This is a genomic window from Actinomycetospora sp. ABD4_176, assembly GCF_056311855.1.
Map to the genome: position 1 here is coordinate 1,215,260 of NZ_CM149974.1, position 13,434 is coordinate 1,228,693.

Annotated in this window: 11 protein-coding genes; 9 read left to right on the plus strand and 2 right to left on the minus strand. The window is 74.4% G+C overall.

Going from position 1 to position 13,434, the window contains the following annotated elements; all coding sequences use genetic code 11:
• Positions 1 to 381: 381 nt before the first annotated feature.
• On the plus strand, positions 382 to 1,227 hold the full coding sequence (locus tag ACYX4T_RS05945; RefSeq protein WP_476013643.1) for a hypothetical protein: 846 nt from the start codon (positions 382 to 384) through the stop codon (positions 1,225 to 1,227).
• On the opposite strand, the gene ACYX4T_RS05950 is transcribed toward ACYX4T_RS05945, so the two are convergent.
• Positions 1,224 to 2,165: a heme o synthase gene (locus ACYX4T_RS05950; protein WP_476013644.1), complete on the minus strand. Its 942-nt coding sequence runs from the start codon at positions 2,163 to 2,165 to the stop codon at positions 1,224 to 1,226. The genes ACYX4T_RS05945 and ACYX4T_RS05950 overlap by 4 nt on opposite strands.
• Positions 2,166 to 2,646: 481 nt before the next feature.
• Between ACYX4T_RS05950 and tkt the strand changes: the two genes are divergently transcribed.
• The 6 genes from tkt to pgl are packed head-to-tail and all read left to right on the plus strand — an operon-like array spanning position 2,647 to position 10,859.
• Complete coding sequence (gene tkt, locus ACYX4T_RS05955; protein WP_476015194.1) at positions 2,647 to 4,740, plus strand: transketolase; 2,094 nt, start codon at positions 2,647 to 2,649, stop codon at positions 4,738 to 4,740.
• A 28-nt stretch (positions 4,741 to 4,768) separates the two neighbouring features.
• Positions 4,769 to 5,896 carry a transaldolase gene (tal, locus tag ACYX4T_RS05960; protein WP_476013645.1) on the plus strand — a complete coding sequence of 376 codons (1,128 nt, stop codon included), beginning with the start codon at positions 4,769 to 4,771 and terminating at the stop codon, positions 5,894 to 5,896.
• On the plus strand, positions 5,893 to 7,566 hold the full coding sequence (locus tag ACYX4T_RS05965) for a glucose-6-phosphate isomerase (protein WP_476013646.1): 1,674 nt from the start codon (positions 5,893 to 5,895) through the stop codon (positions 7,564 to 7,566). Before tal ends, ACYX4T_RS05965 begins: the two co-directional genes overlap by 4 nt.
• Positions 7,563 to 9,125 carry a glucose-6-phosphate dehydrogenase gene (gene zwf / locus ACYX4T_RS05970; RefSeq protein WP_476013647.1) on the plus strand — a complete coding sequence of 521 codons (1,563 nt, stop codon included), beginning with the start codon at positions 7,563 to 7,565 and terminating at the stop codon, positions 9,123 to 9,125. Before ACYX4T_RS05965 ends, zwf begins: the two co-directional genes overlap by 4 nt.
• Positions 9,126 to 9,138: 13 nt before the next feature.
• On the plus strand, positions 9,139 to 10,092 hold the full coding sequence (locus ACYX4T_RS05975; RefSeq protein ID WP_476013648.1) for a glucose-6-phosphate dehydrogenase assembly protein OpcA: 954 nt from the start codon (positions 9,139 to 9,141) through the stop codon (positions 10,090 to 10,092).
• On the plus strand, positions 10,092 to 10,859 hold the full coding sequence (gene pgl, locus ACYX4T_RS05980) for a 6-phosphogluconolactonase (protein ID WP_476013649.1): 768 nt from the start codon (positions 10,092 to 10,094) through the stop codon (positions 10,857 to 10,859). Before ACYX4T_RS05975 ends, pgl begins: the two co-directional genes overlap by 1 nt.
• A 37-nt stretch (positions 10,860 to 10,896) precedes the next feature.
• On the opposite strand, the gene ACYX4T_RS05985 is transcribed toward pgl, so the two are convergent.
• Positions 10,897 to 11,184 carry a hypothetical protein gene (locus ACYX4T_RS05985; protein ID WP_476013650.1) on the minus strand — a complete coding sequence of 96 codons (288 nt, stop codon included), beginning with the start codon at positions 11,182 to 11,184 and terminating at the stop codon, positions 10,897 to 10,899.
• A gap of 120 nt (positions 11,185 to 11,304) precedes the next feature.
• Between ACYX4T_RS05985 and yczR the strand changes: the two genes are divergently transcribed.
• Positions 11,305 to 12,837, plus strand: coding sequence for a MocR-like transcription factor YczR (gene yczR / locus ACYX4T_RS05990; RefSeq protein WP_476013651.1), 1,533 nt, complete (start codon positions 11,305 to 11,307; stop codon positions 12,835 to 12,837).
• Between the two features lie 103 nt (positions 12,838 to 12,940).
• Positions 12,941 to 13,432 (plus strand): Lrp/AsnC family transcriptional regulator, encoded by a 492-nt coding sequence (locus ACYX4T_RS05995; RefSeq protein WP_476013652.1) that lies wholly within the window; start codon positions 12,941 to 12,943, stop codon positions 13,430 to 13,432.
• Positions 13,433 to 13,434: the final 2 nt, after the last annotated feature.

Consider the following 13,434-nt stretch of genomic DNA (forward strand, 5'->3'; position numbering starts at 1 on the left):
CACCGCAGCGCTGACACTCTCGAGAGATCGAACGGGAGAGCCCGTCGGGGGCGTCGTGCCGGCGCCGGCGTTCCTCGATCTCCTCGGAGCGCGACGAGGCGTCGGCGCTCCGCCTGCGGCTCCTGCGGCCCGGCAGGAGGTCGGCGCGCACCTCTCCAGATCGATCTCCCGGGAGTGTCACCACTGTTCAGCAGCCCCGACACTCCCGAGAGATCGAGATGGAGAGCCGGCGGCGGACGGAACCGTCGGCGCGCGGGTTGCGTCGAACCCGGCATGGACCTCGAGCGACCGTTCCGCGGGTCCGAGGCCGTGGGGCGTGGAGTCCTCACGCCGGGACGGCTCCGCGGATCCGGGTTCGTCCCCCTCGGGCACGACGTGTACGTGGCCGCCGGGACGGCCGTCGACCGGGTCACGCTCGCCCGCACTGCGATGCTGCGCCACCCGGACGGCACCGTCACGGGGACGACGGCGGCCGTGCTCTGGGGCGCGGGCGGAGCGGTCGCCGACGCCGGGACGACGACCGACCTCCCGGAGCGGACCGAGGTGCTCGTCCCGGGCGCGGGCGTCCGGTCACGGGGCGCCCTGGACGTCCGGCGCGCCGACCTCCCGGAGGACGAGGTCGTCACGTGGCCGGACGGGAACGGCGGCGCCGTCCTGCGCCTCACGTCGCCCGGCCGGACGCTGCTCGAGGTCGCCCGGCGCCTGCCCACGGTGGAGGCGGTGGTGATCGCCGACGCCCTCGCCCGACGATGCGGGCTGCGCACCGCCGACGTCGTGGCGCTCGCCGACCGGCACACCGGCGAGCGCGGGATGGCCCGCGTGCGCGCGGCCGCGGCGCTGATCGACGCCCGGAGCGACACGCCGCGTCGGACGCGGGTACGACTCGGCGTGCTGTCCGCGCGCCTGCCCGCGCCGATGGTCGGCGCGGTGGTGACGGTGGCGGCGACCGAGGAGGTCGTCGGGGAGCTCGACCTGGCCTGGCCGGACCGGCGCGGGGGCGTGCTCGTGGACCGGGCCCCGGACGACGCGTGGGCCCGCGCCGGGACGTTGCTCGACCACGGGTGGGAGGTGGTGTCGCTCGGAGCCGGCGGCGAGCACCCCGTGCCGCACGTGGTCGAGCGCATCGTCGCGTTCTCGGCGCGCCTCGACCGCCTGCGGTGGCGCGACGTCCCGGACATCCGTGGCCGCTACCCGCGGCGCCCGACGGCGCCTCGCCTGTGGGACTAGCCCTGGAACGGCCAGCCGAGGACCGGCCAGCCGATGGCGGAGTCCACCGCCACGGCCACGAACAGACCGGTGAGGTAGGTGTTCGAGAGGTGGAACAGGCGCATCGACTGCACCACCTCGTCGCGCCGCACCGCGCGGTCGAGGCGGTGGGCCGCGACGAGGAACCAGGTCCCGCCGAGGGCGGCGGCGCCGAGGTAGATCCAGGAGGTCGCCGGCACCAGCAGCGCCGACCACGCCACCATCGCCCAGGAGTAGGCGACGATCTGGCGGCTGACGCGCCGGGGCGAGGCGACGACGGGCAGCATCGGGATGCCGGCCGCGGCGTAGTCGTCGCGGTAGCGCATCGCGAGCGCCCAGAAGTGCGGCGGCGTCCAGAAGAAGATGATCGCGAAGAGCACCAGCGCGGGCCACTGCACGGTGCCCGTGACGGCGGCCCAGCCGATCACCACGGGCATGCAGCCCGCCGCGCCGCCCCAGACGATGTTCTGCGAGGTCCGGCGCTTGAGCAGGAGCGTGTAGACGAGGATGTAGAACGCGATCGCGGCGACCGACAGGCCCGCCGCGACCCAGTTCGCGGTCAGCCCGAGCCACACCGCGGACGCGGCCCCGAGCAGCAGCCCGAACACCAGGGCGTGCGAGCGCGGCACGGCGTCGCGGGCCAGGGGACGCTTGCGGGTGCGGGCCATCTTCGCGTCGATGTCCGCGTCGACGACGCAGTTCAGCGCGTGGGCGCTGGCCGCCGCACCGGCACCGCCGACGAGCACCGCCAGCACGAGCCAGAGGGACGGCACCGACCGCTCGGCGAGCATCATCGCCGGCACCGTGACCACGAGCAGCTGCTCGATGATCCGGGCCTTGGTCAGCGCCAGGTAGGCCCGCACGGTGGTGAGCAGGCCGCCCCGCCGCGTCGCGGGGACCGGGCCGACCGCCGTGCTCACTGCGTGGCACCTCGCTGTGGTGGACGGAACTGCTCCTGGCACGACCCCGCGTCTCCTACACGTTGTCGTCGGGGAAGTCTGCACCCCCGCGGCGCCGGGCGCTCGCGGGGGCCTCCCCCGGGCGGTGCGGTGTCCGCCACGTCACGGGCTCGTGACGCGGTCGGGACCGCCCGTCCCACGACGCCGCGATCATAGGTGTCCGGTGTCCGTGCGGGGCGCGGAGGGTATACGCAGAGCGATGTCATGACGGAGGATCGACGCAGGTCCGGGCCGCCGTGGTGCGGACCCGAATCGATCCCGTGGGAGCATCGCCCGGACCGGGGCGACACGGTCGCGCGACGCCGCCGTCCGACGCCGGAGCCCGGGCAAGGACCGACGTGCCGTGGCCTCGCCCACGGCGCACGACACGCGCAGGAAGGCACGGTTCGTGACCGCCACCGATGTGAGCAGCACGCAGCCCGCGAGCGAGGACCCCGACGAGATCCAGGCGCTCCTGACGCCGCATCGCCCGGACGACTGGTCCGACCTCGACCAGAAGGCCGTGGACACCATTCGCGTGCTCGCCGCCGACGCCGTCCAGAAGGTCGGCAACGGTCACCCGGGGACCGCGATGGCCCTCGCGCCCCTGGCCTACGAGCTCTTCCAGCACACGATGCGCCACGACCCGTCGGCGCCGGGCTGGCAGGGCCGTGACCGCTTCGTCCTGTCCGCCGGGCACTCGAGCCTGACGCTCTACCTGCAGCTCTTCCTCGCCGGCTACGGCCTGGAGATGCAGGACCTGCAGGAGCTGCGCACCTGGGACTCGGCCACCCCGGGCCACCCGGAGTACAGCCACACGCCCGGCGTCGAGATCACGACCGGCCCGCTGGGCCAGGGCCTCGCGTCGTCGGTCGGCATGGCGATGGCCGCGCGCCGCGAGCGCGGGCTGTTCGACCCGGACGCGCCGCAGGGCGAGAGCCCGTTCGACCACGTCATCTACGTCATCGCCTCCGACGGCGACATCGAGGAGGGCGTGACGGCCGAGGCGTCGTCGATCGCCGGTCGCCAGCAGCTCGGCAACCTCGTCGTGATCTACGACGACAACCACATCTCGATCGAGGACGACACCACCGTCGCCCTGTCCGAGGACGTGGTGAAGCGGTACGAGGCCTACGGCTGGCACACCCAGGTGGTGCGCGGCGGCGAGAACGTCGTCGGCATCCGCGAGGCGCTCGCCAACGCGAAGGCCGAGACCGGCCGCCCGAGCTTCATCGCGCTGCGCACGATCATCGGCTATCCCGCGCCGGAGAAGATGAACACCGGGGCGGCGCACGGCGCGGCGCTGGGCGAGGACGAGGTCCGCGCGGTCAAGGAGATCCTCGGCTTCGACCCGGACGTCCACTTCCACATCGACCAGGACGTCCTCGAGCACACCCGGGCCGTCGGCGAGCGCGGCAAGGCCGCCCACGAGCAGTGGGACAAGCAGTTCACCGACTGGGCGGACGCCAACCCCGAGCGCCGCGCGCTGCTCGAGCGCATGGCGCGGCGCCAGCTGCCCGACGGCTGGCACGAGAAGCTCCCGACCTGGGAGGCCGGCGGTGACCCCGTCGCCACCCGCAAGGCGCTGCAGAAGATCCTCGGCGAGATCGGCCCGGTGCTGCCCGAGCTCTGGGGCGGGTCGGCCGACCTCGCGGAGTCGAACAACACGACCATCAAGGGCGCCGACTCGTTCGGGCCGTCGACGGTCTCGACGAACATGTGGGGCCAGATGAGCCCCTACGGCCGCACCCTGCACTTCGGTGTCCGCGAGCACGCCATGGGTTCGATCCTCAACGGCATCGCGCTCCACGGCGGCACCCGCGTCTACGGCGGCACGTTCCTGATCTTCTCGGACTACATGCGCCCGCCGGTCCGGCTCGCCGCGCTGATGAAGCTGCCGACGACCTACATCTGGACCCACGACTCGATCGGCCTGGGCGAGGACGGGCCGACGCACCAGCCGATCGAGCAGCTCGCGTCGCTCCGCGCGGTGCCGGGTCTGTCGGTCGTGCGCCCGGCGGACGCCAACGAGACCGCCGCGTGCGTCCGCCACATCCTCGACAACCCGACCGGCCCCGCCGGGCTGGCGCTCACCCGGCAGAACCTGCCGATCCTCGAGGGCACCGACGCCGACGGCGTCGGCCGCGGCGGCTACGTCCTCGCCGACGCGAGCGGCGGGCAGCCGCAGCTGGTGCTCATCGCGACCGGGTCCGAGGTCCAGCTCGCCGTCGAGGCCCGGAAGGTGTTCGAGGCCGAGGGCGTTCCCACCCGTGTGGTGAGCATGCCCTGCGTCGAGTGGTTCGAGGAGCAGGACCGCTCGTACACCCGCCACGTCATCCCGCCGGAGGTCACGGCGCGCGTCTCGGTCGAGGCGGCCGTCGCCCAGTCCTGGCACAAGTTCGTCGGCGACGACGGCGAGTGCGTCTCCATCGAGCACTTCGGGGCCAGCGCCGACTACAAGACGCTGTTCCAGCAGTTCGGCTTCACCACCGAGCACGTGGTCGAGGCCGGACGCCGCTCGCTCGCCCGCGCCGCCGAGCGCGCCGAGCGCTCCTGATCCCGGTCCGCAGTCCGAGGAGGACCCCATGGCCAGCAACACCCCCCTCGCCGACCTCTCCGCGGCCGGCGTCTCGGTCTGGCTGGACGACCTGTCCCGCCAGCGCATCGAGTCCGGCAACCTCGCCTCGCTGATCGAGGAGTACGAGGTCGTCGGCGTCACCAGCAACCCGACGATCTTCGCGAGCGCCTTCGCGGACGCCGACCACTACGCCGAGGACCTCGACGGGCTCGCCGCCCGCGGGGCCTCGGTGGAGGACGCGATCCGCGAGCTCACCACCGAGGACGTCCGTCGCGCCTGCGACGTCTTCCGCGGCGTGTGGCAGCGCACCGGCGGCGTCGACGGCCGCGTCTCGCTCGAGGTCGACCCGGGCAAGGCCCACGACACCGAGGGCACCGTCGCCGAGGCCGCCGACCTGTGGAAGACGGTCGACCGGCCCAACCTCATGATCAAGATCCCGGCCACCGTCGAGGGCATCCCGGCGATCACCCGGACCCTCGCCCAGGGCATCAGCGTCAACGTCACGCTGATCTTCTCGGTCGAGCGCTACCGCCAGGTCATGGACGCGTTCCTCGCCGGCATGGAGCAGGCCCGCGCCAACGGCCACGACCTGTCGTCGATGGCATCGGTCGCGTCGTTCTTCGTCTCGCGCGTGGACTCCGAGGTCGACAAGCGCCTCGAGGCCATCGGCACCGACGCCGCGCTGAACCTGCGCGGCACCGCGGCGATCGCCAACGCCCGCCTGGCCTACGCGGCCTTCCTCGAGGTGTTCGGCACCGAGCGGTGGGCGGCGCTCAAGGGCGCCGGCGCCAAGGCCCAGCGGCCGCTGTGGGCCTCGACCGGCGTGAAGAACAAGGCCTACCCGGACACGCTCTACGTCACGGAGCTGGCCGCGCCGAACACCGTCAACACGATGCCGGAGGCGACGCTCCAGGCCTTCGCCGACCACGGCGAGCTGCACGGCGACGCCGTCAGCGGCACCGAGGAGGCGGCGCGCGAGGTGTTCGCCGGGCTCGCGCACGTCGGCGTCGACGTCGACGACGTCTACCTGACGCTCGAGAACGAGGGCGTGCAGAAGTTCGACGACTCCTGGCAGGAGCTCACCGCCACCGTGTCCGACCAGCTGACCCGCCGGAGCCCGGAGCAGGCGCAGTGAGCGGCGGTGTCGGGGTCGACATCGTCGACCCCGGGCTCGCGGACGCCGCCGACGCGCTCGTGGAGAAGCTCGTCGGCGACGCCGCGGCATCCAAGCTCGCCGGGCAGGACCCCACGCTGTGGGGCCCGGACGCCGAGGCGGAGGCGTCGAAGCGGCTCGCCTGGACGCTGCTGCACAACACCTCCCGGCCGCTGGTCCACGAGCTGACCGAGCTGCGCCGCCGGCTCCACGACGACGGCGTCGACCGCGTCGTGCTCGCGGGCATGGGTGGCTCGTCGCTGGCGCCCGAGGTCATCTGCGCGACCCGCTCGGGCGGGTCGATCGGCGGGGAGTTCCCGCTGGTCGTGCTGGACACCACCGACCCGATGCAGGTCTCGGACGCGCTCGCGGGCGACCTGTCGCGCACGGTGCTCGTCGTGTCGTCGAAGTCCGGCGGCACCGTGGAGACCGACAGCCAGCGCCGGGTGTTCGCCGAGATCTTCGAGGCCAACGGCATCGACGCGGCGTCGCGCATGGTCGTCGTCACCGACCCGGGCACGCAGCTCGCCGACCTCGCCCTCGACCAGGGCTACCGCCAGCTCGTCGAGGCCGACCCGGGCGTCGGCGGGCGCTACTCGGCGCTCACCGCGTTCGGTCTCGTGCCCTCGGCGCTGGCCGGGGTCGACGTCGGTGAGCTGCTCGACGAGGCGGCCGCGGTCGCCCCGGAGCTCGCGCGCGACAGCGCCGACAACCCCGCGATCCGGCTCGCCGCGGCCATGGCGGCGGCGCACGGCGCCGGCGCGGAGAAGGTGGTGCTGGCCGACACCGGCTCCGGCCTGGTCGGCTTCGGCAACTGGGCCGAGCAGCTCATCGCCGAGTCCACCGGCAAGCAGGGCACCGGCCTGCTCCCGGTGGTCGTCGAGGACGCGGACGCGCCCGGCTTCGGCGACCACGGCAGCGACGCGACCGCCGTGGCGATCGGGCCGGCGGGCTCGGGCGCGCAGGTGTCGGTCACCGGCACGCTCGGCGGTCAGTTCCTGCTCTGGGAGCACGCGGTCGCGCTCGCCGGGCGACTCCTCGGCATCAACCCGTTCGACCAGCCCGACGTCGAGTCGGCCAAGCAGGCCACCCGAGACCTGCTCACGTCCGCGACCCAGGGGTCCGGGGACGCCGCGGGCGACGACGCCCCGATCGTCACCGACGGCCCGATCGAGATCCGGGCGGCGGGCGACGCGAGCTGGCTCGGGACGCCGGAGACCGTGATCGACGCGATCCATGCGCTGGTGGACGCGGCGCCGGAGCACGGCTACATCGCGATCCAGGCCTACCTCGACCGGCTCGACGACGCCTCGTTCGCGACGTTGCGCCCGGAGCTGGCCAAGGCCACGGGGCTGCAGACGACGTTCGGGTGGGGGCCGCGGTTCCTGCACTCGACCGGTCAGTACCACAAGGGCGGGCACCAGAACGGCGTGTTCCTGCAGATCACGGGCTCGGTGGCCGACGACCTGGCCATCCCCGGGCAGCCGTTCTCGTTCGGCACGCTCGAGCACGCGCAGGCCCGCGGCGACGCCGGGGTGCTCGCGGCGGCCAAGAACGGCGGCACGCCGCGCCCGGTCCTGCGGCTGCACCTGGCGGACCGCGCCGCCGGGCTGGTGGCGCTCGCGAACGCGGTGAGGGCGGTGAGTCGGTGACCTTCGGGTCGGGGCACACGGGGGTCCACGGGCACGACGCGTGGATCAACCCGCTGCGGGACGCGCGAGACAAGCGCCTCCCGCGGATCGCGGGGCCCTCGGGCCTCGTGCTGTTCGGCGTGACCGGTGACCTGGCCCGCAAGAAGCTGATGCCGGCCATCTACGACCTCGCGAACCGCGGCCTGCTCCCCCCGGGCTTCGCGCTCGTGGGGTTCGCCCGCCGCGACTGGGCCGACCAGGACTTCGCGGAGGTCGTGCACGACGCGGTGCGCGAGCACTCCCGCACGCCCTTCCGCCAGGAGGTCTGGGACCGCCTGTCGGAGGGGCTGCGGTTCGTGCAGGGCACGTTCGACGACGACGAGTCCTTCGACCGCCTCGCCGGCTGCGTCGCCGAGCTCGACGCCGAGCGCGGCACCAACGGCAACCACGCGTTCTACCTGTCGATCCCGCCGTCGGCGTTCCCGACCGTGTGCAAGCAGCTCTCGCGCTCGGGCCTCGCCGACGACGACGGCGACGTGTGGCGCCGCGTCGTCATCGAGAAGCCCTTCGGGCACGACCTGCGCTCGGCGCAGGAGCTCAACGGCATCGTCAACGACGTCTTCCCCGAGGACTCGGTCTTCCGGATCGACCACTACCTCGGCAAGGAGACCGTCCAGAACCTGCTCGCACTGCGGTTCGCCAACGAGCTGTTCGAGCCGATCTGGAACGCCCACCACGTCGACCACGTGCAGATCACGATGGCCGAGGACATCGGGGTGGGCGGGCGCGCCGGCTACTACGACGGCATCGGCGCGGCCCGCGACGTCATCCAGAACCACCTGCTGCAGCTGCTCGCGCTGACGGCGATGGAGGAGCCGGTCTCCTTCTCGCCCGACGACCTGCGCGAGGAGAAGATCAAGGTCCTGTCGGCGACGACGCTGGCCGAGCCGATCGACGAGACCACCGCCCGCGGGCAGTACGCCGGCGGCTGGCAGGGCTCGACCGAGGTCAAGGGCCTGCAGCAGGAGGAGGGCTTCCCGCCCGACTCGGTCACCGAGACCTACGCGGCGATCACCTGCGAGGTGAACACCCGCCGCTGGGCCGGCGTGCCGTTCTACCTGCGCACCGGCAAGCGCCTCGGCCGTCGCGTCACCGAGATCGCCGTGGTGTTCAAGCGGGCCCCGCACCTGCCGTTCGACCAGACGATGACCGAGGAGCTCGGCCAGAACGCGCTGGTCGTGCGCGTGCAGCCGGACGAGGGCGTGACCCTGCGGTTCGGGTCCAAGGTGCCGGGCTCGGGCATGGAGGTCCGCGACGTCACCATGGACTTCGGGTACGGCACGGCGTTCACCGAGGCCTCCCCCGAGGCCTACGAGCGTCTGCTGCTCGACGTCCTGCTCGGCGAGCCCTCGCTGTTCCCGACCAACACCGAGGTCGAGCTGTCCTGGCGGATCCTCGACCCGGTGATCGCGAAGTGGCACCGCGAGGGCACGCCCGACAGCTACGCGGCCGGCACCTGGGGCCCGCGGTCCGCCGACGTCCTGCTCGAGCGAACCGGGCGCGTCTGGCGGCGTCCATGAGGGAGAGGGACACATGATCGTCGACCTGCCGTCGACGGACACGTCGGCGGTCAACCGCACGATGGTCGACCTGCGCGAGAGCGCCGGCGCGGTGGCGCTGGGGCGCGTGCTGACGCTGATCATCATCACCGAGGACGGCCCGGAGGCCGAGGCGGCGATCCAGGCCGCGAACGACGCCAGCCGCGAGCACCCCTGCCGCGTGCTCGTCCTCGCGCGCGGCGTGCGCCGCGCCGCCTCCCGGCTCGACGCGCAGATCCGCATCGGCGGCGACGCGGGCGCGAGCGAGGTCATCGTCCTGCGCATGTACGGGCCGCTGGCCGACCAGGGCGGTGCGATCGTGGTGCCGCTGCTCCTGCCCGACGCGCCGATCGTGGCGTGGTGGCCGGGCGAGGCGCCGGCGGTGCCCGCCGAGGACCCGGTCGGGTCGGTGGCCGGGCGCCGCATCACCGACGTCGCGCAGGCCAAGTCGCCGTCGAAGGCGCTGGGCAAGCTGCGTCAGCGCTACCACCCCGGCGACACCGACCTCGCGTGGAGCCGGATCACGAGCTGGCGGGCGCTGGTCACCGCGGCGCTCGACCAGCCGCCGCACGAGCGGATCACCGCGGCGTCGGTGACCGGGGCGGCGGACTCGGCGTCGACCGACCTGCTCGCCGGCTGGCTGGCCTCGCGGTTGGGCTGCCCGGTGAGCCGGAAGACCGAGGACGTCCCCGGCGGGCAGGGCGGGCAGATCGCCACGGTGCGCCTCGAGCGCCCGAGCGGGCCGGTGGAGCTGCGGCGCCTCGACGCGAAGAGCGCGGTCCTCTCCCAGCCCGGGCAGCCCGACCGTCGCGTGGCCCTGTCGCGGCGCACCACCCGCGAGTGCCTCGCCGAGGAGCTGCGCCGCCTGGACCCCGACGACATCTTCGCCGAGGCGCTCGAGGCCGTGCCGGCCGGACGCTCGCGGCCGTCGAAGAAGGTGAGCGCCTGATGGGTACGCCCGAGGTGGTCGTCCACGCCGACGAGGAGACGACCGCCCGCGAGGCCGCCGACCGTCTGCTCACGGCGCTCGCCGGGGCCCAGGCCGCGCGCGGGTCGGCGTCGGTGGTGCTCACCGGCGGCGGGATCGGGATCGCGATGCTGCGCGAGGTCGCGGCGTCCTCCCGGCGCGACGACGTCGACTGGGGCGCGGTCGAGGTGTTCTGGGGCGACGAGCGCTTCGTCCCCGCCGGCGACGCCGAGCGGAACGACGCCCAGGCCCGCGAGGCGCTGCTCGACAAGTTGCCCCTCGACCCCGCGCGCGTCCACCCGATGGCGGCGGCCGACGCCCCGGAGGACGCCGGCGGGGGCGACCCGGACCTCGCCGCCGACGCCTACGCCAAGACGTTGTCGGCGGCCGCGTCGCGGCTGGGGGGCGGCGGCGGGGCGATCCCCGCGTTCGACGTGCTGCTCGCGGGCTGCGGGCCCGAGGGCCACGTGCTGTCGGTCTTCCCCGACTCCCCCGCCGTCCACGCGGCCGCGGCCGGCGTCGTCGGGGTCCGCGACTGCCCGAAGCCGCCGCCCACCCGCGTGAGCCTCACCCTTCCGGCCGCCCGCCACGCCCGCGAGATCTGGCTGGTGGCGACCGGCGACGGCAAGGCCGAGGCGCTCGCGCGGGCGCACGGCGGCGCGTCCGAGGTCGACATCCCGATCGCGGGGCTGCGCGGCGCCGAGCGGACGCTGTGGCTGCTCGACGAGGCCGCGGCCGCCCGGCTCTGACTCTCGTGGTGCGCAGCGAACGCGCTGTTCGCTGCTTCTAGGCGAGCGAACGACGCGTTCGCTCCGGCGCGGCCGGGGCCTGCTGGGTCTCCCACGGACGCAGCTCGCGCTCGTAGACGTCGCAGAGCCGCAGGTAGGCGGCCCACCGGGCCGCCAGGGCGCGGCCCAGGTCGATGTCCCGCGCGGGGGTGTGCTCACGCCTCGGGGCCGACGACCAGGCGGGGTCGCGCCCGGTCGGGTCCCCGGTGGCCCGGGAGTCGGTGGTGTAGCGCGTGGCGGCCAGGAAGGCCGCGATCGCGAGGACGATGAACAGGATGGTGGCCATGGGTCTCCTCCTCCGGAGTGGCTGGGTTGTCCTCGACAGTGGCTCGTAGTGGCAGTTCCTGCCAGAGCCACTTCGCGAGATGTGGCAGAGCTAGTGGCAGAAGTGGCAGAATTCGGCGGCATGGACGACCACCTCGGCGCCGGGAGCCTCGCGCGCCTCCTGGCCGGCTGGCGCGAGGGCGGTGGCCCCGGGGCCAGCGCGCAGGCCGCCCTGGCCGCGCGCGTCACCTCGCTGCTCGCCGACGGCCGCCTGGCGGTGGGCACGCGCGTGCCGAGCGAGCGCGAGCTCGCCGCGGCGCTCGGGGTCGGGCGCGGCACGGTCGCGGCCGCCTACGAGGAGCTGCGCGAGGCGGGCCACCTCGTGCGCCGGCGCGGCTCGGGCACGTGGACGGCGGTCCCCGCGGCACGCCCGTCCGGCCCGGGCGCGCCCCCGGCACCGCTCGACGGCGCGCTGCACGTCGGCGCCACCGGCTTCGCCCCCTTCGCGCCCATGGGCACGCCGGCCGCGCAGGCCCCCGGACGCGCGGTCGTCGACCTCGCGCACGCCGCACCCTGGGCGCCCATGGAGGCCGTCACCGCGGCCGCCGCCGGCGCGCTCGCCGAACTGCCGACCCACCTCGCGAGCACCGGCTACGACGTCCTCGGGCTCCCCGCGCTGCGCGAGGCGGTCGCCGCCCGGCTCACCGCGCAGGGCCTGCGGACCTCGGCGGACGAGGTGATGATCACCGCTGGCGCCCAGCACGCCCACTCCCTCGTGGCGCGCACGCTCGTCCGCCCCGGCGACCGCGTGCTCATCGAGCAGCCCACCTACCCGGGCGCCATCGACCTCTGTCGCCACGTCTCGGCGCGCCCCGTGCCGGTCGCGATGGTCGAGGACGCGGCGACCGGCCGTCCCGGCTGGGACCTCGACGCCCTCGCCGCCGCCATGCGGGCGTCCTCGCCGACGCTCGGCTACCTCGTCCCCGACCACCAGAACCCGACCGGCGCGGTGATGGCCCCCGAGACGCGGGCGGCCGTCGTGGCCGCGGCCGGGCGGCACGGGGTCACCCTCGTCGTCGACGACTGCCTGCGGGACATGTGGCTCGACACCCCGGTGCCGCCGCCGCTGGGCGCCTGGGCCGGCTCCGGCGGGACGCCCGTGATCACCACCGGCGGCCTCTCGAAGACGGTCTGGGGCGGCCTGCGCATCGGCTGGCTGCGGGCCCCGCGGACCCTGCTGCGCCGCATCGCGGCCGCCCGGTCGTCGGACGACATCTCCACCCCGGTGCTCGAGCAGCTCGTCGCCGTCGGCCTCGTCGAGCGCCTCGACGAGCTCGTGGAGCAGAGCCGCCGGGTGCTGGCGCACCGCCGCGACCACCTGCGCGCCGCCCTCGCCGAGGCCGTGCCGGAGTGGCGCGTGCCCCACCCCTCGGGCGGCTTCAGCCTCTGGGTCGACCTCGGCGCTCCCCGCTCGAGCGCCCTGGTCGAGGCGGCCGGCCGCTTCGGCGTCCACCTCGCCGCCGGTCCGCGGTTCGCCACCGGCGGCGCGTTCGAGCAGTACCTGCGCCTGCCCTACACCCTCTCCCCCGACGCCCTCGACGACGCCGTCGCCCGGCTGGCCGAGGCCTGGGACTCCCTCGGCGCCGGGGCCTCCACGCTCACGACCGTGGTGTGAGCTCACGCTGCTCGCCCTCCCGTCCCCTCGCCTCACCGACGGGGACAATTCTCGAAGGCCGCAGCGCTGGACTCCATGGGGAACTCACGGGGATAGTGACGACATGACTGCAGTATCCGAAGCCCGTGGCGCCCAGCGCCTGGAGAACGACAAGCTCCTCGACGAGACCAACCGGCGCATCCTCGCGGAGCTCGAGGCGGACCCCCGCCAGAGCATGTCGGCGCTGGGCCGGCGCATCGGGATGTCGGCGCCGGCGGTCACCGAACGGGTCCAGCGCCTCGAGCGGGCGGGCGTCATCCGGGGCTACCGCCTCGACATCGACCCGGCCGCGCTCGGCTACCCGATCGCCGCGTGGGTGCGGGTACGGCCGGCCCTCGGCCAGGGGAAGATCTCCGAGCAGCTCGCGGCCCGGCAGCCCGAGGTGGTCGAGTGCCACAAGATCACCGGCGAGGACTGCCTGCTCATGCGCGTGCAGGTCCGCGACGTCGCCGACCTCGACCGCGTGCTCGAGATCTGGCAGGACCACGCCGCCACGGTGACGGCGGTGGTGAAGTCCAGCCCGGTCGAGCTGCGGAACATGCCGACCGACAGTTGAAC

Coding starts and splice junctions, on each gene's coding strand:
- tal (WP_476013645.1), top strand. CDS start 4,769: ATGGCCAGCAACACCCCCCTCGCCGACCTCTCCGCGGCCGGCGTCTCG.
- ACYX4T_RS05975 (WP_476013648.1), top strand. CDS start 9,139: ATGATCGTCGACCTGCCGTCGACGGACACGTCGGCGGTCAACCGCACG.
- pgl (WP_476013649.1), top strand. CDS start 10,092: ATGGGTACGCCCGAGGTGGTCGTCCACGCCGACGAGGAGACGACCGCC.
- ACYX4T_RS05985 (WP_476013650.1), bottom strand. CDS start 11,184: ATGGCCACCATCCTGTTCATCGTCCTCGCGATCGCGGCCTTCCTGGCC.
- yczR (WP_476013651.1), top strand. CDS start 11,305: ATGGACGACCACCTCGGCGCCGGGAGCCTCGCGCGCCTCCTGGCCGGC.
- ACYX4T_RS05995 (WP_476013652.1), top strand. CDS start 12,941: ATGACTGCAGTATCCGAAGCCCGTGGCGCCCAGCGCCTGGAGAACGAC.